This is a genomic window from Treponema sp. OMZ 840 (genome assembly GCF_050937815.1).
Taxonomy (GTDB): Bacteria; Spirochaetota; Spirochaetia; order Treponematales; family Treponemataceae; genus Treponema_C.
Map to the genome: position 1 here is coordinate 18,914 of NZ_JACDIJ010000006.1, position 20,774 is coordinate 39,687.

Here is a 20,774-nt window from a genome sequence, read left to right on the forward strand (position 1 = left end):
AAATTCTCCTTTTGTATAATAAATTCTATATATTGTCAATAATATGCTATAAATTAAAAAAAATCAACATAATTTTATATATAATTAAGAAAAAATTATATTTTTTGATTGACTTTTGGATAATGTGATATATAATAAAAATGGGGTGAAAATTATGAATTATCAGTCTGTTATTAATTCTGTAATTAAACCATATGAGCAGCGAATTATCGAAATAAGTGATGAAATTTGGAAACTTGCTGAAACAAAATTTGAGGAATATAAATCCCAAAAATTGTATTGTAGTTTTTTGGAAGAGTTGGGTTTTTCAGTTGAAATGGGGATCGGAAATCTTCCTACGGCTTTTCGTGCCAAATACGGGACGCAGGGGCCGACCATCGGTTTTTTGGGAGAATTTGATGCACTGCCGAATTTAGATCAAAAAGCTTTTTCAATTAAAAAAGAATCCTCTGGTGGAATGACTACGAATGGACACGGCTGCGGACATAATTTACTGGGAACGGGAACCCTTGCTGCGGCAATTGCTATAAAAGAGCAAATTGAAACAAAAAAAATCAAAGGCCAAGTAATTTATTACGGATGCCCGGCGGAAGAGGGCGGTTCAGGGAAAGCTTGGATGGTGAGAGAACATTGTTTTGATGATGCTGATGTTATTTTAACTTGGCATCCTTATCCGCATAACATGATATTAGGCGAGGTCTTTCTTGCTTCAATTCAGGCTGTCTTTAAATTCGATGGTATTGCGGCACATGCAGCTGCATGTCCTCATCTGGGGCGGAGCGCACTTGATGCCGTTGAATTGATGAATGTGGGGGTCAACTTTTTAAGAGAGCATGTTATTCCTGAAGCAAGAATACATTATGCAATTATTGATTCCGGCGGTAAATTTGCCAATGTTGTTCAGCCTCATGCAGAAGTTCTTTATCAGTTACGGGCTCCAAAGATGAAAGATGTTAACGATATATATCAAAGAGTACAAAGGATTGCAAGGGGAGCCGCTTTAATGACGGATACAAAAGTTTCGGTTCAATTTGACAGATGCTGTAGTGAAATTCGTCCGAATAAAGTTTTAAATGAATTGCTCTATGAACAAATGGAATTAGCCGGTATTTGTCCGATTGATGAACGGGACATTTCATTTGCAAATAGAATACGGAGTGCTTTAAAACCGGAAATGATTGGGACTGATGAAAGGGATTTATGTAAGTATTATGGAGAAAAAGGAACTGTGTTGGCTGCGCGGCTTGAAAAAAAAGCGATATGTGATTTTTTATATCCGCTAAATCCTATTTCAAACGCATGTTTCGGTTCAACGGATGTAGGTGATGTTAGTCAAATAAAACCGGTCGGTCAGATCAGCATTGTTTCTTATGCAAAAGATACGCCTGCCCATTCTTGGCAGCTTGTTTCTCAGGGGAAAGCTCCTCTTGCGCATAAAGCGTTATTACATGCAGGAAAGGTATTGGCCGGCACTGCCATGAAACTATTGTGTGAGCCTATGGAATTGGACAGGGTCATTAAAGAATTTAATGCCAGTAGTTCAAAAGAACCTTATCTATGGCCTATTCCTAAAACAGCAAAACCGCCAATTCCTAAAAAAAACATAAAAAAGGTATAAAAAACATGAAAGTTATTAAGCAAGTTGAAGGATTAAAACCGAATGGACATTATGCTTTAGCCATAGTTGATGGGGAGTGTATTTATGTTTCCGGTCAGTTTTCCGTTAGTTTGGAAAATGGAGAAAAAGTTTTTGGAACAGTTGAAGATGAGGCCAAGCGCGTTTTATCAAATATTGATAAAATTTTGAAAGCTGCCGGTTCTTCTGCTGCAAAAATTTTAAAATCTACTGTTTACGTAGATGATTTAAAAAATTGGGACAAAATTAATGATATTTACAGCAGTTTTTTTAAGAATCACATTCATGCACGAACTATTATTTGTGTTAAAGAGCTTCATTATGGATTTAAATTAGAAATGGATGTTATTGCCGGTTTCTAATTTCAATTCAATAATAAGAATAAATAGGAGGAATATTTTGGAAGCTAAAAAGAAAAAAATTGTGGTTCCACATACGCTGGCGATTATTGTGGTTGTTATGTTTATGGCATCGATATTAACTTATATCATTCCTGCCGGTAGTTATGATCGCACTAAAAATGAAGCCGGACAAACGATTGTACTTCCTGAAAGTTTTCATTATGTTGACAGAACTCCGGTTAATCCCCTTTCTATTTTTTCTCATGTATTTACCGGATTAAACAAAGCAAAAAATGTTATATTTGTTTTACTTTGTGCCGGCGGAGGAATGGGGGTACTGCTTTCTACCGGAATGTTCCAGGGTATTGCAGGTTCTGCATGCCGGAAAGCTCGAGGTAAAAATAAAGAATGGCTTGTAATTTCTCTTCTTATGTCTGTTTTTGCTTTACTCTGCATTCCGATAAATTTAAATTTTTTTATACCATTTGCTTCGTTAGGGGTGTTGGTTGCACTTAGTTTAGGATTGGATGCCATTGTCGGCGTATCAATAGTTATGTTAGGCGGTGCTGTCGGATTTTCTTGCGGTGCAATGAATATATCCAATACGGGAACAGCACAACAAATTGCAGAACTCTCTTTATTTTCAGGTATGTGGTTCCGTCTTGTTTCGATGATTCCTTTTTTGCTGGTCAGTATTCTGTATGTACTCAAATATGCAAAGGAAATCAAAAAAATGCCCGAAAAAAGTGTAATCTATAATGTTAAAATAGATTTTGCTTTTGAAGAAAATGATGAAACCCGATTTATAAAACGACATATTCCGGTTGCAGTTGTTGCTTTAATAGGAATCGGTTATATCATTTATGTTTCCATTTTTGGAAAATTGTCAAATGAAATAGTTGCAACAACATTTATTTACATGGGCTTTGCTGCAGGGCTTGTATACAGGATGCCGATCAATACAATCTGTAAAGAATTTATGAATGGTGTTAAAAGTATGGCGGCTACATCAATGATGATCGGATTTGCATATGTTATCGGTGTTATCCTAACAAAAGGAAATGTTATAGATACTGTTGTTCACGGGTTGGCCAATGTCCTTTCGTATGTACCGAATATACTTAAAGCTCCGGCAATGTTTATTATGCATATTATTATTAATCTGTTCATTACTTCAGGTAGCGGACAGGCCGCCGTATCTATGCCGATTTTCGTACCGGTGGCTGATTTGGTCGGTATTTCTCGACAAACAGCCGTATTGGCATTTAATTTTGGGGATGGATTTTGTAATAATATTCTTCCGCATGCTGCAGCGACAATGGGATTTGTCGGTGCTATCGGAATCCCATTTACAAAATGGTTTAAATATGCAATTAAACTTTTTGTTGTTTGGGTTATAGTAGGAATAATTCTATTAATGATTGCTTCATTAATTAATTATGTCTGAGTAAAATATTTATTTACAGAATATAATATTCAAAATACCCCCTCTCGAATTTTTTGCTTTAATTTTTTATATGAATTCGAGGGGGATTTTTCTTGATTGTTTAATTCGGTATTACAGACAAGTGATAACCAGCTTGTTTTCCTCCATATTTCCCTTCACATTTTATAAAATAACAGGTTTCCGGTCTATTGCCGTACGGATGCAAATGTTGACCGGTTACAACACGAATACCTTTATAAGAATATAAACTATAAAACAAAAGAAGGGCAGGGTAACGGTTCCTGCAATAATTCCGCTTATAAGCAATTTTTTATTTGTTTCCGGTTTTTTTATTTTAGGATTTTCAAATTTTTCCAAACCGATTAAAATTAATTTTACGGATAAAAATAAATAATAGATAAGAAAACAGAGTAACACTAACATACCGAAAGTTGTTTTTTCATTCTACCTTCCTCGGCGTTTGCCCTATGCCGGCAGCAAACTAGCGGTATAAAAGGCACAAATAAAAACAATCCCGTGCCCGTTCCAAAACATATAATTTCCCTATGGAAATCATTTTTCGTCCGTTTTCCGCATTTTTTAAATCATCTTTCGTCCATTATTGAAGATTGCGGTTTACAAGTTGACCGTAAAAAACGGACTGGGCATATCGGGATGTATCCGGTAAGCCGTATTTTTATATAAACCCTTCCGGTTCGGACGCTTCTTTAAAGTACAGGTATTTAAAAGGATGTATGTTAAGCGAATTGGAAAACCAGCCGCCTAAAACGCCCGTATCGACGGCATTCAAAGACACCGGATGCGATACGGGGAGCACAATTCCATCATCCAATAAAAATTGTTCGGCTTCGGCAAGCTTTTTATACCGCTCCTTTGCATCGTCTGTAAGCGCCGCTTTTTCCAGCAATGCGTCAAAATAATCGCTGTGCCATTCGGTTTCGCGTAAAGAAGAGCCTCCTCTGAATAATTCCAAAAAAGCAAGGGGGTCTGCAAAATCTCCTATCCACGTATAGATAAACAAATCCGCCGTACTTTCACGAATGCTTTCCAAATACCGCGCCGGATCTGCCGTTTCGATTGTAACATCAATGCCGATATCTTTAAGAGAATCGCAAATAAGGAACGCTTGTTTTTTAACGTATTCAAAGTCGGGCACCGCCAGTTTAAGAACGGGCTTTTTTTTATTTTTTGCGCTACTGTCAAAAGCAAGCGCTTCGGCAAGCAAAAGTTTTGCCTCATCCGTATCGTAATCCGTAATGCCGTATATATGAGGATAGTTTTCCAAAGGTAAAATCAAGGTTTCGGCAGGTACAAGATTGTTTTGCCGCAGTTTTTCCCACGGAATAGCCGAAAGAACAGCTTTGCGCATAAGCGGTATATTCCACGGATATTGCGATGCTTTGAAAAAAAAGAATTCGGTTCCGAACTGCGGATATACGAGAACATGTTCTTTATCGTATATTTTTTCCGTATTAAGGAAGCCGCTTATCCACGGAGCCTCTCCCGTATTAAAGGCAAGCGTGTTTTCGTTTTTATCGCTGCTGTTTATAATTCGTATGGAGGGGATGGCGACGTTTTCAGCGTCAAAATAAAAGGGATTTTTTTCAAGCAGCAACATAGCCGTCCCCTGTGCTTTTACTATAAACGCGCCGCTGAATACGTTTTTATCGGTATGTGTAACGGCAAAAGCATGGTGGCATAAAATCTTCGAAAAATGTTTTGTCGGTGTATTCATATACACTGTAAGAGTTTTTGCATCTTTAACTTGTATACCGACTTCTTCCGCTTGCCCCTTGCCGTTTCGGTATAATGCAGCTCCCTTTATACAATCCAAAAGCGATGCAAACGGGGCCTTTGTTTTCGGATTCAAAAGCGTAAGCCAAGAACGCTTAAAATCCTGCGCTTCTATAGGCTCGCCGTTACTGAAATATATGTCGTCGCGGAGTATAAAAGTCCATTTTTTTTGATCGCGTGATATACGGAACGTTTTTACCGCTGCGGGAACCGGCTCCAGTGTCAACGGGTCATACGAAAACAATCCTTCATATAGACCGTTTAAAATTTGCGCTTCGGAACTGTAATTGGCCTTGTGCGGGTTTAAATTATAGGCATGTACGGAATCTATAATCACCAATTCTTTTTGTACGGCCGGATTAAAGTTCGTTTGAGGAAAAAGATTGTTTGGAGTAAAAAAGCACAAAAAGAGCGGCAATGCGCCCGCATAAAAAAGCGGTTTTGCTTTTTTATACATGTTGTATTCCCAGTTTTTCCATTTGTGTTTGTTCCGACATATACGCACTGTATTCGGCTTTACGCTGATTTATTTTTATAAGCGTATTTTTTACCGATGTCAATTCTATTTGAATCCCCTTTATTTTGTTCCGATTTTCCGCGTGTACGGCCGTTTTAAAAAACTCGTCAAAACCTTCCAATGTCATTTGGAGTATATTACACTCCGAAAGCTGACGCTGTACATATTCAAAAATTGCATGTTCTTCCATGTTTTCTATTTTTTGAATATTTACCGATTGTTTTATGCCGAAAGAAGCGTATAAACGGCTTCGTTTAAGTAAATTGTCCATAAACGAAGAATAGTCGATACTTTGCGTTTTTGCCGTATGAGTAAAAGCGTCATTGACTTTTAGTTTGTATTCGATAGGTTTTTCCGGAATATTAAATGCTTTCCTAAAAGCCGTTTTCAGCTTTGCCCAAAGTCCCCTATATTCACTTTGTAAAAGATGGTGATTTTCTTCAATTTTGGGAGCAATCAGCGTATATTGCGGTGCCAAGGCAGAAAAAAGTTGACAGGAGGTCAGTAAAAGCTGCTTTGTATTTATTTTCGGACGTTTTTGTTCCGTTTCCTGTTCTTTAATACGTAATTTGTTTAATACGGCTTGCCGCTTGTCCTCTTTATCCGGCGAAGTTTCTTCATGCACGATTTCTTCTATCAATTCGGTATAAAAGGGCTGTTTGCCCATTGCCGATAAAAAATGCTCTTTTATAATGTGTACGCCGTTTTCCGAAGTTAAAGAACTGCGTTCGGCGGCAAAATTTTTGCCGTTTAGAACTTCTTTGCGTACTTTGATTTTATATAATTCTCTTTTAAAATCCGTTACATCTTTTAAAATCGTGTTTATTCTTGCAAGGCTCTTTGATATAAAGTTTGTAGAATCATTAAGAACACCGACCGATAAACTGTCCGACCCCATTTTAATCGATGTAAATATTTCGCCTAAAACTCTGCTGTTTTGCTTTGCAGTAGTACTCATAAGCGAATTCCAACTGATATAATTATTTAATTGAATAAGTTTTTTTATGCGGTCCATCGTTAAATTTTCAACGGAAAATTTAAAATAATTGCATAAAAACTCAAGAGAACTTTCGTACTCCGAAAGACGCAAGCCCAATACGGCGGCACGGTCGCCGTCTTTAAATTCGCTTTCATCAGGCACCGTTATTTCAGTGAGTTTTTTATCGAGCTTGTACGGATCCGGTTGAATAAAGCCTTTTTTTAAAAGCATAGACAAAACCGTATTAAAGACGGCACGATAATTTCGGTATTCGTCTACCAGTTTCGGCAGGGCGCAATTGTCATACCAAGCGGTTTTTGCATCTGCTGCGGCGTATAATTCGTTTTCAAAGTCCGTAGAAACACTCATGGTATGATTATCGGCATTTTTTATACCGCAAAACAGTAAAAGTGCCGCAAATTCTTATAGACGTTTTTATAGACGCTTCTTAAACCGACCGCTTTGACCATTCTTTGTTTTTATGATATACTGATAGGGTATGAGTAAAACTAAAGCCAAACCTCCTTTTAAAGTCAATCAAAAAATCGTATACCCGAGTCAAGGCGTCGGTAAAATCATTGAAATTAAAGAAAAAGTTTTCAACGATACCAAGCTTTTGTACTATGTAATGTATTTGGATGTTTCCGATATGACCATCATGGTTCCCGTAGATCGCTGCAGCGAATTGGGAATCCGCGCTATTGTTTCGGCGGATGAAGCTTTACAGGCATTGCAGACAATAAGCGAAGATTTCGAACCGATTACGTCAGATTGGAAGCTGCGCTATCAAATGAACCTTGACTTATTAAAAAAAGGAACGATCAGCGATATTGCAATGATTGTCCGTTCTCTTTATCATCGCAGCAAGGTTAAAGAGCTTCCGATATTGGAGCGTAAACTTTACGATTCGGCAAAAAAACTGCTTGAAGACGAAATATCGTTTGCCTTGGACAAACCTTTGGAAGAAGTCGAAGTTTTAATTCACGAAAAATTGGAGCCGGCCGGACTTCAAAACGATGTACGCCGCGGAGCTGCGTCTTTAGCGGATTTGAATGATGACGACGAGTTTTTAAACGATGATGAAGACGGCATTATGCCTGCCGATGAACATGACGATGACGACGACGAAGAATAAGGACTGATTGTGGACGCAAAAACGGTTGCCCTCATTTTAACTGCGGCGGGAACGTCTTCCCGGTTTGCCGCCGATGAAAAAAAAGAATACAGGGCCTTGTCATCTTCTTTGTTTCCCGGTCAAAAAGACGGCACCGTTTTGTCATGCAGTGCCGAATCCTTTTTGTTTGCCGTAACATCCGATACGAATTACGTCTTTATAAGACTTGTTATAACCCTGCCGCCTCAAAAAAACGACAAAACCTTCGGCGAACAAGCCCTCAGAGCAAGCCCCTTTGTCGCCGATATGCTCAATATTTTGAATGTAACGCCCGAATTTATACACGGCGGAGAAACCCGCCGCGAATCGGTTTTGTTTGCACTGGAACACCTTGCAAAAGAAAATACGGCACTGAAAACTCCCGATTTGGTATTGATTCATGATGCTGCCCGTCCCTTTGTCAGTCCCGAAATTATCAAAAACGTTTTGGAACTTGCAGCACAAAAAGGGGCGGCCGCACCGGGTGTTCCGCCGGTAGATACCTATAAGGAAATAAGCGCCGACAGTATGCGTATTGTCCGTCATTTACCCCGTTCCCTTTTAACGGCGGTTCAAACACCCCAAGGCTTTTGTTTTGAAAAACTTTTGGATGCCCACCGCAAAGCATGCGCCGACGGCAAAACCTATACGGACGATACGGAAATATGGGGAATGTATGAAGGTGATGTATATTTGTGTGAGGGCGATCGTAAAAATATAAAAATAACGTATAAAGAAGACTTACCCGCATCGGCTTGCGAATCGAAAACATTTAAAATCGGCCTCGGTTCGGATACGCACAAACTTGTTCCCGGCCGCCCCCTTTTGATCGGCGGCATCCGCATTCCGTTTGACAAAGGCGAACAAGCCCATTCCGACGGAGACGTATTGCTTCATGCAATTACCGACGCCCTTTTGGGTGCTTCGGGTTTGGCGGATATAGGAGAATTGTTTCCTCCTTCGGATACTGCATGGAAAAATGCCGATTCGGCAGTGCTTCTTAAAAAAGCGTGGCAAAAAATCAGGAAAGCCGGATGGCAGCTTGAAAACCTTGATTGTGTACTGAGCATTGAACAGCCGAAAATGCTGCCGTGGCGTAACAAAATATGCGAAAAAATTGCTTCGATTTTGGATTGCGGCATACACAGAGTTTTTGTAAAAGCAAAAACCGCGGAAGGATTGGGCGATATAGGCGAGGGCCGCGCCGTTTCGGCTTTATGTACTTGTTTGCTGTATAGAGAATAAGGGATAAAAAACGGCCGTGTTAAAAATCGTTTTATTTTTAACACGGCGCATATGTTTTTGAAAAATAAACGTATACAAATAATCGTATACTGTGTCGATTATGCTACATATGCGGCAAGGCGGTCCATGCGCTGCGGATGCTGCAATCGGCGTAAGGCTTTTTTTTCGATTTGACGGATGCGTTCCTTTGTTAAATTGAATACATCGCCGACTTCCTTTAAAGACATGGAAGAACTGCCGTTTAATCCGAAACGATAGCGCAAAACATCGGCTTCTTTCGGGGTTAAGGTATCCAAAACATTGTTTATATCTTCTTTCATGGTGATATTGATTGCCGTTTGTTCCGGATTTTCGTATTGGGTATCTTCCAAAAACTCGCCGATACTTGCACTGTCCTGATCCGCCGGACGTACTGCCGAATCCAACGAAATCATATCGCGTGAAATATGAATAATTTCACGTACATGGGTGCTGTCCATGTTCAGCATATCGGCAACTTCGGCAATTTCTTCTTCTTCACTTTTGTTTCCGCCGAGTATTTTGCGTGCTTTTTCTATTTGCACCAATTCGTTTGCACGGTTAAGCGGCAATCGGATGGGGCGGGATTTTTCACAAATTGCTTTTAGGATGGCTTGACGTATCCACCAAACCGCGTAGGATATAAAATGATAGCCCTTGGTTACATCAAAGCGTTCTATCGCCGTCAAAAGGCCGATATTGCCTTCGCTTATAAGGTCGGTTAAATCCAAGCCGCGATTTTGATATTTTTTTGCAACATTAACGACAAAACGCAAATTAGCATTTACGATTTTATGTTTTGCAGCCTCATCTCCTTGGGCGGCTTTTACGGCCAAGGCGTTTTCTTCTTCCCTTGTCAAAAGGGGGATTTTATTTATATCTTTAAGATACAATGCAAGTACGTTATCGTGATTGCTCATATTAATCTCCTATGCAGGCACGGCATATTCAAGCCGGGACCATTGTCTATATTCAATATATATGCAATAATCATGCCATCTTTTTTTTGTTTATAGTTTTTTTGTAATTCTTTATAATACAAGATATTAAATATTTATTTTATGCCGTGTTACGGTTTTGTTTTACACCGGATATTTTAAACCGAGTCAAAATAACACAGCCTCCGTTTTTGCTGCAATACTGTCGCTTTTTGACTCATAAAACAGAAAAGGACAAAAAATACGGCTTTACGGCATATCGGAAGTACTGTATACTTAAAAAAACATCAATCGGTGTTGCCGTACAGGAGGATGTCATGGCGGATGATTTTTCTTTTGAAATTACAAAGCAGATAGGAGAAATTTCAAAAAGCAAATCGGGTTGGGCTTTGGAATTGAATATGGTGTCGTGGGGCGGCCGGGAGCCGAAATTCGATTTGCGCAGCTGGTCGCCGGATCATCAAAAAATGGGAAAGGGGCTTACATTAACCGCAGAAGAACTGCAATCGTTAAAGTCGCTTTTAAATGCTATGAATCCGTAAAAGATTCGAGAGGGCGCCCCTTACGCATAGCGAGGGCATAGAGCATCAATTCCAGTTCGGCCGTTTCGGCGTTTTTTCCGGTTTGACGGATATTCATATCGGTACGGGCTATGAGGGCAAGACATGCGGCCGTATCGGCATTGTTCCAAATACGGGAAGCGGAAGCGTACTGTTGCTGCATTTTTTTACTTGCAAAGCCGTTTATCTTTAAATCAAAGTCGGTTGTTTTTCCTTGCCTCTGCAAATTGTGCCAAAGCTGCAGTTTTCTAAAGCAATAGGCAAAGCCCGCAAGCAGCTGTACGGACGACGATTCTTTTGAATGCCGTATGTACTGCAGTATTGTCAGCGCATCGCCGAACCGTTGGGGTTGATTTTTTGAAGTATCGCAAAGGGCGGCAAAAAGGGTAAATACCGATTCCTGCCTGTTCCGTGTTAATACGGCATCGACATCTTCAACCGTTATGCGATGATTTTTTTCAAAACAAAGTAAAAAGCGCGCGCATTCGGAACGGAGGGCTTGCGTATTATTTTCCACCAAATCCAAAATCGTATCAAGGGCGTTTTTTTCTATTGAAAATCCCGCTTTTGCAAACCAGTTTTCCAGCCACTTGGTTTTTTGCGATTCGAATAATTCCCAAAATACAATACGATTTTGTTTCGGAACGATATTTTCCAGTTTTTTATCAACCGAATTTTCGTCGGATTCCAAAATAAGCCATGCGGCATCTTGGTTTGGCTGCTGTTGTTTTTCCGCCGCCTTTGCCCAATCGCCAAGCAATTCTATATCGGCTTTTAATTTTATGTGCTCCGCATTTCGAACTACAATAAAGCGGGCGGAGGCAAAAAGAGATGCATTTTGCAATAGTGATATAATATCGGCAATACGGGAATCGTTCGCATAAAAAACATATTCATCGATTTGTCCGAACAAACGGCGTGCTTTTTGGCGGTATTCTTCAACCGTATCGCTTTTTTGTCCGAATTCACTTCCCGTAAAAAGCCAAAGCGGTGCTGCGGGCATTAATAATTCCTTATAATATTGGATAAAACGCCTAAAATTTTTACATTTTGGCAGTATATCGGCTTATAAGCGGCATTTTCGGCTTGTAACTTTATGCGCGCCGCTTCTTTAAAAAAACGCTTGAGTGTAACCGAGTCTTCAATCAAGGCGACGACAATGCTGCCGTTTTCGGCATAATTTTGCTGACGGATAACGGCAAGGTCGCCTTCCAAAATGCCCGCATCAATCATACTGTCGCCGCGGACAAAGAGGGCAAAGTAGCGTTCTCCTTCCCGTATCATTGAGCCGGGTACATATACGCTTCCGCTGTAATTTTCATCGCAAAAAACAGGCTGTCCTGCGGCAACCGTACCGAGTACGGGGATACGTTCGGGACGTCTTTGGTCGGTTTCGGAGTCGGCGATGAGTACTTTGAGCGAACGGGAGCGGCGCGCCGAGGGGGCCAAATAGCCTTTTTTGCGCAAAGCGCCGAAGTGATCCTGTACCGCTTTTACCGAAATGCCGAAGTGCTCACCCGTTTCACGGACTGTCGGCGGGCAGGAATTTATTTCCGTAAAGGATGTGATAAAATGAAGAACCTCTTGCTGTCGGCTTGTCAGTTCTTTCATATCGGCTTATTCTTCTTCAAATTTATTTTCAAAAAGACTTTCCAAAGCGGCGACGGCTTGTTCTTCATCGGTACCGTTTGCTTTTACGGTGATTGTCGTATTATAACCTGCAGCCATTGTGATAACACCCATAATTGATTTTGCATTTACAACCGTACCGTCTTTTTCCATTAAAACTTCCGAAGCAAATTTATTCGCTGTTTGGGCTATTAAAGCCGCCGGACGTGCATGTATGCCGGCTCTGTTTCTGACTGTTAATAGTTTTTCCGCCACAAGTATCTCCTTAAAGGGTCAATATAAATCGTCACTGCCGTAACAGGCAGACTGGGCTTCTCCGCTTTCTATCCATCGTAAAACGTTTTGGTTAAAGTCGCGTGCCGAATGGTATCCCATTGTTTTTAACCGTTCGTTCATTGCCGCCGTTTCCAAAATAATCGGAATATTACGTCCGGGTTTAACCGGAATTTCCAAGGCGGGAATCTTTACACCGAGCAGCTCTTCGGTTTTTTGGCTTGTACCGAGCCGGTCGTATACTTTATTTGCATCCCATTCTTCCAATTTTACCACCATTTGCACTTCTTTTTGTTCGCGTATCGCACCGACTCCGTACAATTGTTGAATATTAATGATGCCCAATCCCCGAACTTCCATGTGGTGGCTTATCATTTTATTTGCACCCTGTCCCAATAATACGTTTCCGTTTACGCAGCGTATGTTGACGATATCGTCTGCAACCAAACGGTGTCCCCGGTGAATCAATTCGAGAGCGGTTTCGCTTTTTCCGACACCCGAATCTCCGAGTATGATAATTCCTATTCCGTATACTTCAACCAAAACTCCGTGAATGCTTTTGCGCGGTGCAAAAATATCCGAAAACAAACGGAGCAGGCGGGTTGAAAAGTCCGTTGACTCCAAATCGGTTTGAAGAACGGGGCAGCCGGCTTTTTCCGATATATCGAGAAAATCTTGGGGAGGAATAAGGCTGTGGGTGAATACGCAGCAGGGCATATGGTATGAAAACAAACGATTTATCGGATCCAATTTGTTTTCGCGGACAATCTTTTCTAAAAAAGCCGTTTCGCCGCGTCCGAATACTTGTACGCGCTGAAAACCGAAAGATTCGTAAAATCCGGAAAGAGCAAGTCCCGGCCGGTTTAAATCGGGCAGGGTGATTGCTCTGCCCAAGCCGCTGCGTCCGCATAAACAGCGCAAATTAAGAGAGTTATGGCCTTCCAAGTCAAAATCGAGAAGATCGAGAACTGTAAAACTTTTTTCAGCCATAGCCGAACTATACACTTAACGGCAAAAATTTTCAACCGTTTTTCAAAAATACCGCTTAGCTCACAGGCATATAAGCGCCATATCTATGTTTTTTGTTGAATTTTATCCTTTTCTTTGCGTACTTTTTGGTCGAGCATATCCACCAATTTATTAAGTCCCGAGGCGAATTCGTAATCTTCAGTCGATATATGGGCGGTCATACCCCATCTGAAATTAACGGTGGTATCGAAAATATATTTTTTGTCTTCTTTTACTCTAAAGAGCAAATCAACTATTAAATCGTCTGCATACTTTATCCGTTCAAGTTTTTTGGAAATTAAATCGGATTGGTCTTTGTCCAGCTCAAAGCCTACTGCATTAATTGTGGTGTCCATATTATCTCCTTAAAACGGTTTCTTGCCGGCAGGGTTATCCGCAAACCGCAGGCTGCGGAACGGCACGAAAAACCGGACGGCCAAAACGCATCGGTTTTATTCGGCTTTATTATCACGGGATACTCTGCCGGCTCATGTAAAGTATACATCGTTTTTTACGAACGGTCAAATGAAGAATATATGTTAAGTTCCGAACGGTATTTTGCAACGGTACGCCGGGCGATGTTAATGCCTCTTTGCGCTAAAAGTTCGCTGAGTTTTGCATCGGAAAGCTTTTTTCCGCCTTTTTTTTCGTGCTCTTCAATAATGGCTTTGAGCAAATGCTTTGCCGATTCTTTCGAACCGGGAATGTTTTGTTCTTCGCCGCGCTTTGTTATATGAGGTTCGGTATCCGATTCGGCTTGACGAATCTTTTTTTTCTTTTCGTGTATGTTCGATGATACGGCGTTGGTAAAAAAATACTTAATTTCGAAAATGCCCCATTCACATTGTACATATTTACCGTTTGCAATGCGTGAAACGGTCGTTTCGTGTACGCCGATTTCTTCGGCTATATCTTTCATTCTAAGCGGACAAAGATGGCCGGGACCTTTACGGAAAAAAAGTTCTTGACGGATGACTATGGCTTGCATTGCCGAATGTATGGCCTTTGTCCGCATATGCAGCGTTTCTATAACCCATTGCGCTTGCTTAACCGCTTCGCCTGCGAATTTTCGCGACGAAACATCTTTGTTTTGTTGTCCGCTTAAATCTTCATACAGCGAGGAAATCCCTATTTGCGGAATATTGCCGCTTAAAAACTCGATAATAAAGGCAGAACCGTTTTCGTTTTTTTCTTCTTCGGTTGCTTTTCGTACTTCGACTTCGGGAACGACAAAATGCACACTGCCCGATGCCGCTTCAAATTGACGGCCGGGAAAGGGTTCCAAACTGCGGATAAAATTTAGTGCGTGTTCGGTTTCTTCAGACGAACAGGCAATACCGCGGCTTTGCAGGGCCTTGCATATAAGAGCCGGACGTTTTTTTTCTAAAACATCGAAATGCGACCGGAGTATCGTCAATGCCAAGGGCGGCGCTTCGGTGCTTATTTCCGCTTGAATAAAAAGGCTTTCCCGTAAATCGGAGCATGCCGTTCCGGGCGGATCCAAGCGGCGTATAATATCAAGCATTTTGGTTAACAGCGAAAGCGGATCCGTTGCAGTAAGCAGATTTTCAGGTTCGGAATTATTATATCCTCTGGGGTCGAGGTTTTGAATAATCCGCTCGCCTATGCGCCGTTCGTCATCGTCTAAATTAAGCAATGACAACTGGGCAAGTAAATGTTCTTGCAGCGATTCCGGCGGGGCGGGGGCGCTTTCCAAAAATGCCTGCCATTCGTCGCTTTCCGAGGCATTGCCGCTGCGTGGACTTAATCGTATTGACGGCGGCTCCCATGTCGGTTCGCGTGTAATTTCAATAGCCGGATTTTTTTCCGCCTCGGCATAGATATATTCACGCAGTTCTTCTGCCGGCATTGCCATAAGAGAAATCGATTGAATCATTTGGGGCGAAAGACGCATTTGCTGCTGCAAATTCTGCACATAATCAAGTCTTATACCTGCCACAAAATTCTCCTTTTCTCAAAATTAATATGCGGATAAGATTTGAACGTATTATCCGCCGTTTTTGTAGTATAGCATGTTTTAGCGTTTTTGAGGTATAATTAAAGCATGAATACTTTAAAAAAATATGCTTTAGCTGTTCCGGATATTTTGCTGCCGGTTGAAAACATTCCGCTTTCCGCTTGGGCTGTCGTTGCCTGCGATCAATATACCCAAGACCGGGCATATTGGCGGGAAGTCGAACGCATTGCAAAAGACAAGCCTTCCGCTTTTCATATTATTTTTCCTGAAATATATTTACATGACTTTTCCGACGAACAAAAAAAAGAATATATTTCGCGGATTCGAAAAACAATGACAGACTACCTTAAAGGCGGTGTTTTTGCTCCTCCGCTGCGTTCTTTTGTATATATTGAAAGAAAAACCGCTTACGGAAGGCTTCGGAAAGGCTTGGTATGCTGTATTGACTTGGAAGCATATGATTGGCGGCCGGAACAAAAAGCGGCGATACGGGCTACCGAAGCGACTATTTTGGATCGTATTCCGCCCCGTGTTGCAATCCGTGACGGGGCGCCTTTGGAAACGCCGCATATTATGCTGTTGGTAAACGATAAATCATGCTCTTTTATAGAAAAAACGGGGGAGTCTGTAAAGAAAAACAATACACCCTTGTATGATACCGATCTTATGATGGAGGCAGGAAGGATAACCGGGTGGCAGGTGTCGTCCGCCGCCTTCGCACATATGGAAAGAGCGCTTGATGGTGTCGCAGTTCAAAATACCGACAAGGACGGAAATGTTTTTATGTTTGCCGTCGGCGACGGAAATCATTCGCTTGCAACGGCAAAAACCGTTTGGGAAAAACTGAAAAAAAGCTGCGGTGCTGCCGAAAACCCTTCGGGAACATTGCCGATACCTGCCGGACTGGAAGAACATCCTGCGCGCTATGCACTGATTGAAATAGTCAACTTATACGATGAGGGGCTTACCTTTGAGCCGATACACCGCGTTTTATTTAATACGGATGCCGAAGAATTAAGCGGTTTTGTTCGTTCGAGGCTCGCAGGCGAACTTGAAGTATGTAAAACGGCTGAAGAACTTAAACAACGGGTGGAACAATTTTCGTCTTTCGGGTTTGTGTCGAAAAAAAACGGCTTTATCTTTCTTAAAACAAAAACGGACGCTCTTGCGGTAAGTGTGCTGCAGCCTGTTTTGGATGAATTTATCGCTTTAAAAGCTGTATGTAATAACGATGCACAAAAGATGATTGATTATATCCACGGAACGGATGAAGTTTTCCGGCTTGCAAAACAGGATAATACGGTTTCAATAATGCTTCCCCCCATACAAAAAGACAGCTTTTTTACAACCGTAGAAAAATGCGGTGCATTGCCTCGGAAAAGCTTTTCGATGGGAGAAGCGAGTGAAAAGCGTTTTTATATCGAGTGCAGAAAAATATAATCGTCTATATAAAATCACTATAAAATCAATGCCCGTCCGGCTTGGCGAACGGTTTGTTTCCATATATAATGTTTGTCAATAATATCAATAAACATTATTATGTATAATGTGCGGAGGCTACGGTTTTATGGAAACTATAAAGGCAAGTGATGCGAAAGAGAGCAGGGTGGGCTTTTTTTCTTCGATACGGACAAAGATGATTTTTGCGGTAATGCTTACCGTAAGCGTTCTTATTCTGTGCGCGTGTCTTATTGTCGGTTTGCAGATGAATAAGATAAACAGCGAACAATTCCACCGCTTTATGGAACAGCAGCTTTCGGTTGTTGCGCAAAACGTACGCGACGTTATACAAAATGCCGAACATGCGGTGCAATCTCTTGCCGACCATCCTCTCGTAAAAGGCGCCGACGACACTTTGTACAATTATTCAAAAGAAACGAAAGCGGTCGTTATAAAAAACACCAAAAAAAGTAAAACGGAACAAGATTTGGTCGATTTGTTTACAATTCTGGAAAAAAACTATCCCGAATTTGCCGAAGTGTACTTGGGGACAAAGTGGGGCGGCTACGCAACTTCGTCGCAAGGGTCCATGCAGGCCGGCTACGATCCGCGTAAACGCTCGTGGTACCGGCAAGCGTCCGAAGCCGGCGGCAAAACGATTATGACGAGTGCCTATCAATCGACCATAGGCGAGCCGGTTATCTGCGTGTCGAAAAAAGTCGTTTCAGATACGGGTGAAGATATCGGCTGCATGAGCATTGAGGTGAGCCTTGCCGATTTAACCGATTTTATTTCGGGCATAGCGTTGGGAAAAACCGGCTATGTTATGCTCGTGCAAGGCGACGGTACTATTTTAGCGGACCCGAAACACACTGAACTGAATTTTAAAACGCTTGAGGAAAGCGGCATCGACGCTTTTTTGCGCTTTGCAGGGATGAACGGCGGGGCTTTATCGGCGGAATTCGACGGCAAAAAATGGGACGCGCACATCTATTCGATGAACGATGTCGGTTGGAAACTTATCGCATGCATAGAACGCGCGGAAATATCCGATTCCGTGTACGGTTTTATACGCAATATTACGCTTATCGGTATCGGCATGTGCCTTATCTTTTTTGTACTCCTGCTCGTTTTGTCGGGCCGGCTGCTGGCTTTTTTTGATAAACTGCATGCGGTTCTTTCGAAAATCGCTTCGGGCGACATTACCGGCAGGGTTGCCTATAAGGGTAAGGACGAAATAGGCAGTCTTATTCGGTATTTTAATCAAACTATGGACAATATGGCGCTCATGTTCGAGTCTTTACGGCAAGAATCCGAAACGATGAAAGAAATCGGTGAAACCTTATCCGCCGACATGGCACAAAGCGCAAGCGCCGTACACGAAATTACCGCTAATATCGAAGGCATAAAACAGCAGGCACAAACGCAGGCTGCAAGCGTTAGCGAAACCGCTTCCACAATCGATTCGATTTTGCGTATTATTCAAAATGTAAACGCGAGCGTCGAAGCGCAGGCAAAATGCGTGGAATCTTCATCGGCGGCGATCGAACAAATGATTGCGAACATCGATTCGATCGGAAAAGTGTTTGAAGAAAACAATAAAACTATTCAGGATTTATATAATCAGTCGGTGAACGGCAAAGAAGGCGCAGCAAAGGCGAACGCGATTGTTATGAAGGTTGCCGAACAGTCGGGCCTGCTTATGGAAGCGAGCCAAGTGATTCAAAATATTGCAAGCCAAACGAACCTGCTTGCGATGAACGCCGCAATCGAAGCCGCCCATGCAGGCGAAGCTGGTAAGGGCTTTGCCGTCGTTGCCGACGAAATCCGCAAGCTCGCCGAAGAGTCGAACAGTCAGGGAAAACAAATCGGCACGGTTTTAAATGAAACGGCGGAAATTGTCGGGATGCTTACCGAATCGGGGCAGGCGGCCGAACAAGCTTTTAACGGTGTGTACGGTTTGGCCGAACGAGTCGCTTCTCAGGAACAGGCCGTCGTACAGGCGATGAGCGAACAGCAAAAAGCCGGTGCGGACGTTTTGCGCGCTATGCAGGAAATAAGCGAAATAACGACAACCGTTCAGTCCGGTTCGTCTGAAATTGTTGTCGGCGGAACCGAAATTTCAAAAGAAATGGCGCGACTGGGCGATTTAACCCGCGTTATAACCGACAGTATGAACGAAATGGCGCTCGGCGCCGTTCAAATCAATAATACGGTGCAGGAAGTCAACGAAGCTACTCAAAGGAATAAGGGCAGCATAGAAGCGCTTGTTGCCGAAATTGCAAAATTTAAAGCATAAAAATTGTTTTTCTGCCGGTTTTAGGTTATAATGTATGTATAATATAATACCGAAGCATAGACATTGCAATTATGGAGGGTAACCATGAAAAAAATCATACCGGCAGTTTTAGTGCTGAGTGCATTATTTTTCTCGTGCAATCAGGCAGTAAAAAACGAATACGCAACCGTTCTCGTCGATTTGGACGGCTCGTCTTCGGGCGCAAGGGCGATAGACCAAAACGGCCTTCCCTTTCTAAAAGATACCCGCATAACGATAGAAACAAACGGACGTTTAAGCGGCTATTTTGTAAAAGAGCTTAAGGCGGCCGAGCCTAAAAACGCCGTATTGCATTTTCCCGTCGGAGACACGATACACATGTGCGTAAAAGCGTTTAACGAATCGGGAATTTGGAGCGGCAGCACAACCTTTACGGTTGAAGAAGGCTCAAACGCCGTGTCAGTTAAGCTGAATAAAACCATATCCGGCGCCCAAGCGCTCAGTTTTTCAATATCGAAATTTCACGATGCGTTAGGAATGCCGAGTGCCCGTCTTGACTTGTATAGCGGAAACAAAAAAATCGACAGCAAAGACAAGATTTTGGCGCCTCCTTCATTTTGCCGCGACGCTAAGGGAAGGATATTTGTTACCTATTTTTATGCCAATGGAGGTCGTAATGTTCTTGACCTTGTCCGCTACGATTCGGAAGGAAACAATCCGAAACGATTGATACCCGGAGAGCAGGGAAATTCCGTTTGGCTTTTAACAAGCGACTTAACAACGGGAAAAGTGTATGTACTCAACTACAATAAAAACTTGTATGAAGTAGGGGAAGAAGAGCTTGAGACTTATCCTTCTTCGAACTGGCCTTTTGTTGATATGGGGGTTCTTTATAATTTTGACCTTATACACTGCATCGCCGCGCACGGCGGACAGCTGTTTGTGCTCGGAACAAAAACGGGAGAAACAGACACCGAACTCTATGTGTATGATATAGAGAACTTTGCCGTTCCGCCGTCATTTCAGCTAAACAATGAAGCAGATAATGATATCGATGATCCGCCTTCAGGCAGTACATATACCGATATGTTCGTTACGGACGGCGCCGTCTACCTTTTGCGCAGCGACTATGCCGACGATCCTGACAGCGATGTGTATTCAAAAGGCGCCCTTATCAGGTACGATTACGATAAGGACAACAAAGAGATTGACGACAAAAAAGAATTCGGTACCAGCGGCGAAGATGCGGATGAAGAGCCCCATATTGTGCTTACCCCCGACACCTCTTTTTACGGGCCGCTTAAATTTATCGGTTTCGACGATGATGTTTTATACATTGCCGACGACGGCGTAATCTTTACGTATTCAAACGAAGTGCTGTACGTTACGGCAAATAAAAACCGCATTGCCTCTTTTAACACGGCTACAGAATCGCTTTCGTTTACCGACACAAGCGTAACGTGGGAAAAAGAAATGCTTTGAAAGCTCAAAACATTGTTGTGGAAAAAGGCCGCTTCAGCTACCGGAGGTTTTGACTATT

At 42.1% G+C, this 20,774-nt stretch carries 19 protein-coding genes; 9 read left to right on the forward strand and 10 right to left on the reverse strand.

All coding sequences use genetic code 11. The annotated features are described in order from the left end of the window. Positions 1–124: 124 nt before the first annotated feature. From H0R92_RS08975 to H0R92_RS08985, 3 genes are read left to right on the forward strand one after another with little or no spacing between them, the layout of a single operon-like run. Positions 125–1,618: an amidohydrolase gene (locus tag H0R92_RS08975; protein ID WP_432963753.1), complete on the forward strand. Its 1,494-nt coding sequence runs from the start codon at positions 125–127 to the stop codon at positions 1,616–1,618. 5 nt (positions 1,619–1,623) lie between these two features. Then, complete coding sequence (locus tag H0R92_RS08980) at positions 1,624–1,998, forward strand: RidA family protein (RefSeq protein ID WP_432963460.1); 375 nt, start codon at positions 1,624–1,626, stop codon at positions 1,996–1,998. A 37-nt stretch (positions 1,999–2,035) separates the two neighbouring features. Beyond that, a complete protein-coding gene (locus tag H0R92_RS08985) occupies positions 2,036–3,424 on the forward strand; it encodes a YfcC family protein (RefSeq protein WP_432963463.1) in 1,389 nt (462 codons plus the stop codon). Between the two features lie 216 nt (positions 3,425–3,640). Here the strand turns inward: H0R92_RS08985 and H0R92_RS08990 are convergent, their stop codons facing one another. From H0R92_RS08990 to H0R92_RS09000, 3 genes are all read right to left on the reverse strand, one after another. Then, on the reverse strand, positions 3,641–3,781 hold the full coding sequence (locus tag H0R92_RS08990) for a hypothetical protein (RefSeq protein ID WP_432963466.1): 141 nt from the start codon (positions 3,779–3,781) through the stop codon (positions 3,641–3,643). Positions 3,782–4,100: 319 nt separating this feature from the next. Then, positions 4,101–5,675: a peptide ABC transporter substrate-binding protein gene (locus tag H0R92_RS08995; protein WP_432963469.1), complete on the reverse strand. Its 1,575-nt coding sequence runs from the start codon at positions 5,673–5,675 to the stop codon at positions 4,101–4,103. Further along, positions 5,668–7,083 carry a hypothetical protein gene (locus tag H0R92_RS09000; RefSeq protein WP_432963472.1) on the reverse strand — a complete coding sequence of 472 codons (1,416 nt, stop codon included), beginning with the start codon at positions 7,081–7,083 and terminating at the stop codon, positions 5,668–5,670. Before H0R92_RS09000 ends, H0R92_RS08995 begins: the two co-directional genes overlap by 8 nt. A gap of 130 nt (positions 7,084–7,213) precedes the next feature. On the opposite strand from H0R92_RS09000, the gene H0R92_RS09005 reads away from it, so the two are divergent. Both H0R92_RS09005 and ispF read left to right on the forward strand, forming a co-directional pair. Further along, positions 7,214–7,849: a CarD family transcriptional regulator gene (locus H0R92_RS09005; protein ID WP_432963475.1), complete on the forward strand. Its 636-nt coding sequence runs from the start codon at positions 7,214–7,216 to the stop codon at positions 7,847–7,849. 9 nt (positions 7,850–7,858) lie between these two features. Continuing rightward, positions 7,859–9,112 carry a 2-C-methyl-D-erythritol 2,4-cyclodiphosphate synthase gene (gene ispF, locus H0R92_RS09010; RefSeq protein ID WP_432963478.1) on the forward strand — a complete coding sequence of 418 codons (1,254 nt, stop codon included), beginning with the start codon at positions 7,859–7,861 and terminating at the stop codon, positions 9,110–9,112. Positions 9,113–9,210: 98 nt separating this feature from the next. On the opposite strand, the gene H0R92_RS09015 is transcribed toward ispF, so the two are convergent. Then, positions 9,211–10,050: a sigma-70 family RNA polymerase sigma factor gene (locus H0R92_RS09015; RefSeq protein WP_432963481.1), complete on the reverse strand. Its 840-nt coding sequence runs from the start codon at positions 10,048–10,050 to the stop codon at positions 9,211–9,213. A 335-nt stretch (positions 10,051–10,385) separates the two neighbouring features. On the opposite strand from H0R92_RS09015, the gene H0R92_RS09020 reads away from it, so the two are divergent. After that, entirely contained in the window at positions 10,386–10,610 is a 225-nt protein-coding gene (locus H0R92_RS09020) for a YdbC family protein (RefSeq protein WP_432963484.1), read from the forward strand. Here the strand turns inward: H0R92_RS09020 and holA are convergent. From holA to rpoN, 6 genes are all read right to left on the reverse strand, one after another. After that, positions 10,597–11,631 carry a DNA polymerase III subunit delta gene (holA, locus tag H0R92_RS09025; RefSeq protein ID WP_432963487.1) on the reverse strand — a complete coding sequence of 345 codons (1,035 nt, stop codon included), beginning with the start codon at positions 11,629–11,631 and terminating at the stop codon, positions 10,597–10,599. The genes H0R92_RS09020 and holA overlap by 14 nt on opposite strands. After that, positions 11,631–12,239: a transcriptional repressor LexA gene (lexA, locus tag H0R92_RS09030; protein ID WP_432963490.1), complete on the reverse strand. Its 609-nt coding sequence runs from the start codon at positions 12,237–12,239 to the stop codon at positions 11,631–11,633. The genes holA and lexA overlap by 1 nt, the downstream gene beginning before the upstream one ends. Positions 12,240–12,245: 6 nt before the next feature. Next, positions 12,246–12,512, reverse strand: coding sequence for an HPr family phosphocarrier protein (locus tag H0R92_RS09035; RefSeq protein WP_432963493.1), 267 nt, complete (start codon positions 12,510–12,512; stop codon positions 12,246–12,248). Between the two features lie 18 nt (positions 12,513–12,530). Then, on the reverse strand, positions 12,531–13,520 hold the full coding sequence (gene hprK / locus H0R92_RS09040; protein WP_432963496.1) for an HPr(Ser) kinase/phosphatase: 990 nt from the start codon (positions 13,518–13,520) through the stop codon (positions 12,531–12,533). An 83-nt stretch (positions 13,521–13,603) separates the two neighbouring features. Continuing rightward, positions 13,604–13,894: an HPF/RaiA family ribosome-associated protein gene (locus H0R92_RS09045; RefSeq protein ID WP_432963499.1), complete on the reverse strand. Its 291-nt coding sequence runs from the start codon at positions 13,892–13,894 to the stop codon at positions 13,604–13,606. 155 nt (positions 13,895–14,049) lie between these two features. Beyond that, a complete protein-coding gene (rpoN, locus tag H0R92_RS09050; RefSeq protein ID WP_432963502.1) occupies positions 14,050–15,498 on the reverse strand; it encodes an RNA polymerase factor sigma-54 in 1,449 nt (482 codons plus the stop codon). 105 nt (positions 15,499–15,603) lie between these two features. Here rpoN and H0R92_RS09055 point away from each other — a divergent pair, with 105 nt between their 5' ends. The 3 genes from H0R92_RS09055 (at position 15,604) to H0R92_RS09065 (ending at position 20,716) form a co-directional block, all read left to right on the forward strand. Beyond that, the gene (locus H0R92_RS09055) at positions 15,604–16,956 is read left to right on the forward strand and encodes a DUF1015 domain-containing protein (RefSeq protein ID WP_432963505.1); all 1,353 of its coding nucleotides are present in this window, start codon (positions 15,604–15,606) and stop codon (positions 16,954–16,956) included. A 127-nt stretch (positions 16,957–17,083) separates the two neighbouring features. Continuing rightward, positions 17,084–19,255, forward strand: coding sequence for a methyl-accepting chemotaxis protein (locus tag H0R92_RS09060; protein WP_432963508.1), 2,172 nt, complete (start codon positions 17,084–17,086; stop codon positions 19,253–19,255). 84 nt (positions 19,256–19,339) lie between these two features. Further along, positions 19,340–20,716, forward strand: coding sequence for a hypothetical protein (locus H0R92_RS09065; RefSeq protein WP_432963510.1), 1,377 nt, complete (start codon positions 19,340–19,342; stop codon positions 20,714–20,716). The last annotated feature ends 58 nt before the right edge of the window (positions 20,717–20,774 follow it).

Excerpts from the sequence above, each read along its gene's own strand:
- holA (WP_432963487.1), bottom strand. The coding sequence starts at position 11,631 with ATGCCCGCAGCACCGCTTTGGCTTTTTACGGGAAGTGAATTCGGACAA.
- H0R92_RS09005 (WP_432963475.1), top strand. The coding sequence starts at position 7,214 with ATGAGTAAAACTAAAGCCAAACCTCCTTTTAAAGTCAATCAAAAAATC.
- H0R92_RS09015 (WP_432963481.1), bottom strand. The coding sequence starts at position 10,050 with ATGAGCAATCACGATAACGTACTTGCATTGTATCTTAAAGATATAAAT.
- H0R92_RS08995 (WP_432963469.1), bottom strand. The coding sequence starts at position 5,675 with ATGTATAAAAAAGCAAAACCGCTTTTTTATGCGGGCGCATTGCCGCTC.
- H0R92_RS09045 (WP_432963499.1), bottom strand. The coding sequence starts at position 13,894 with ATGGACACCACAATTAATGCAGTAGGCTTTGAGCTGGACAAAGACCAA.
- H0R92_RS09065 (WP_432963510.1), top strand. The coding sequence starts at position 19,340 with ATGAAAAAAATCATACCGGCAGTTTTAGTGCTGAGTGCATTATTTTTC.
- lexA (WP_432963490.1), bottom strand. The coding sequence starts at position 12,239 with ATGAAAGAACTGACAAGCCGACAGCAAGAGGTTCTTCATTTTATCACA.
- H0R92_RS09055 (WP_432963505.1), top strand. The coding sequence starts at position 15,604 with ATGAATACTTTAAAAAAATATGCTTTAGCTGTTCCGGATATTTTGCTG.
- hprK (WP_432963496.1), bottom strand. The coding sequence starts at position 13,520 with ATGGCTGAAAAAAGTTTTACAGTTCTCGATCTTCTCGATTTTGACTTG.
- H0R92_RS09020 (WP_432963484.1), top strand. The coding sequence starts at position 10,386 with ATGGCGGATGATTTTTCTTTTGAAATTACAAAGCAGATAGGAGAAATT.
- H0R92_RS09060 (WP_432963508.1), top strand. The coding sequence starts at position 17,084 with ATGGAAACTATAAAGGCAAGTGATGCGAAAGAGAGCAGGGTGGGCTTT.
- H0R92_RS08980 (WP_432963460.1), top strand. The coding sequence starts at position 1,624 with ATGAAAGTTATTAAGCAAGTTGAAGGATTAAAACCGAATGGACATTAT.
- H0R92_RS09000 (WP_432963472.1), bottom strand. The coding sequence starts at position 7,083 with ATGAGTGTTTCTACGGACTTTGAAAACGAATTATACGCCGCAGCAGAT.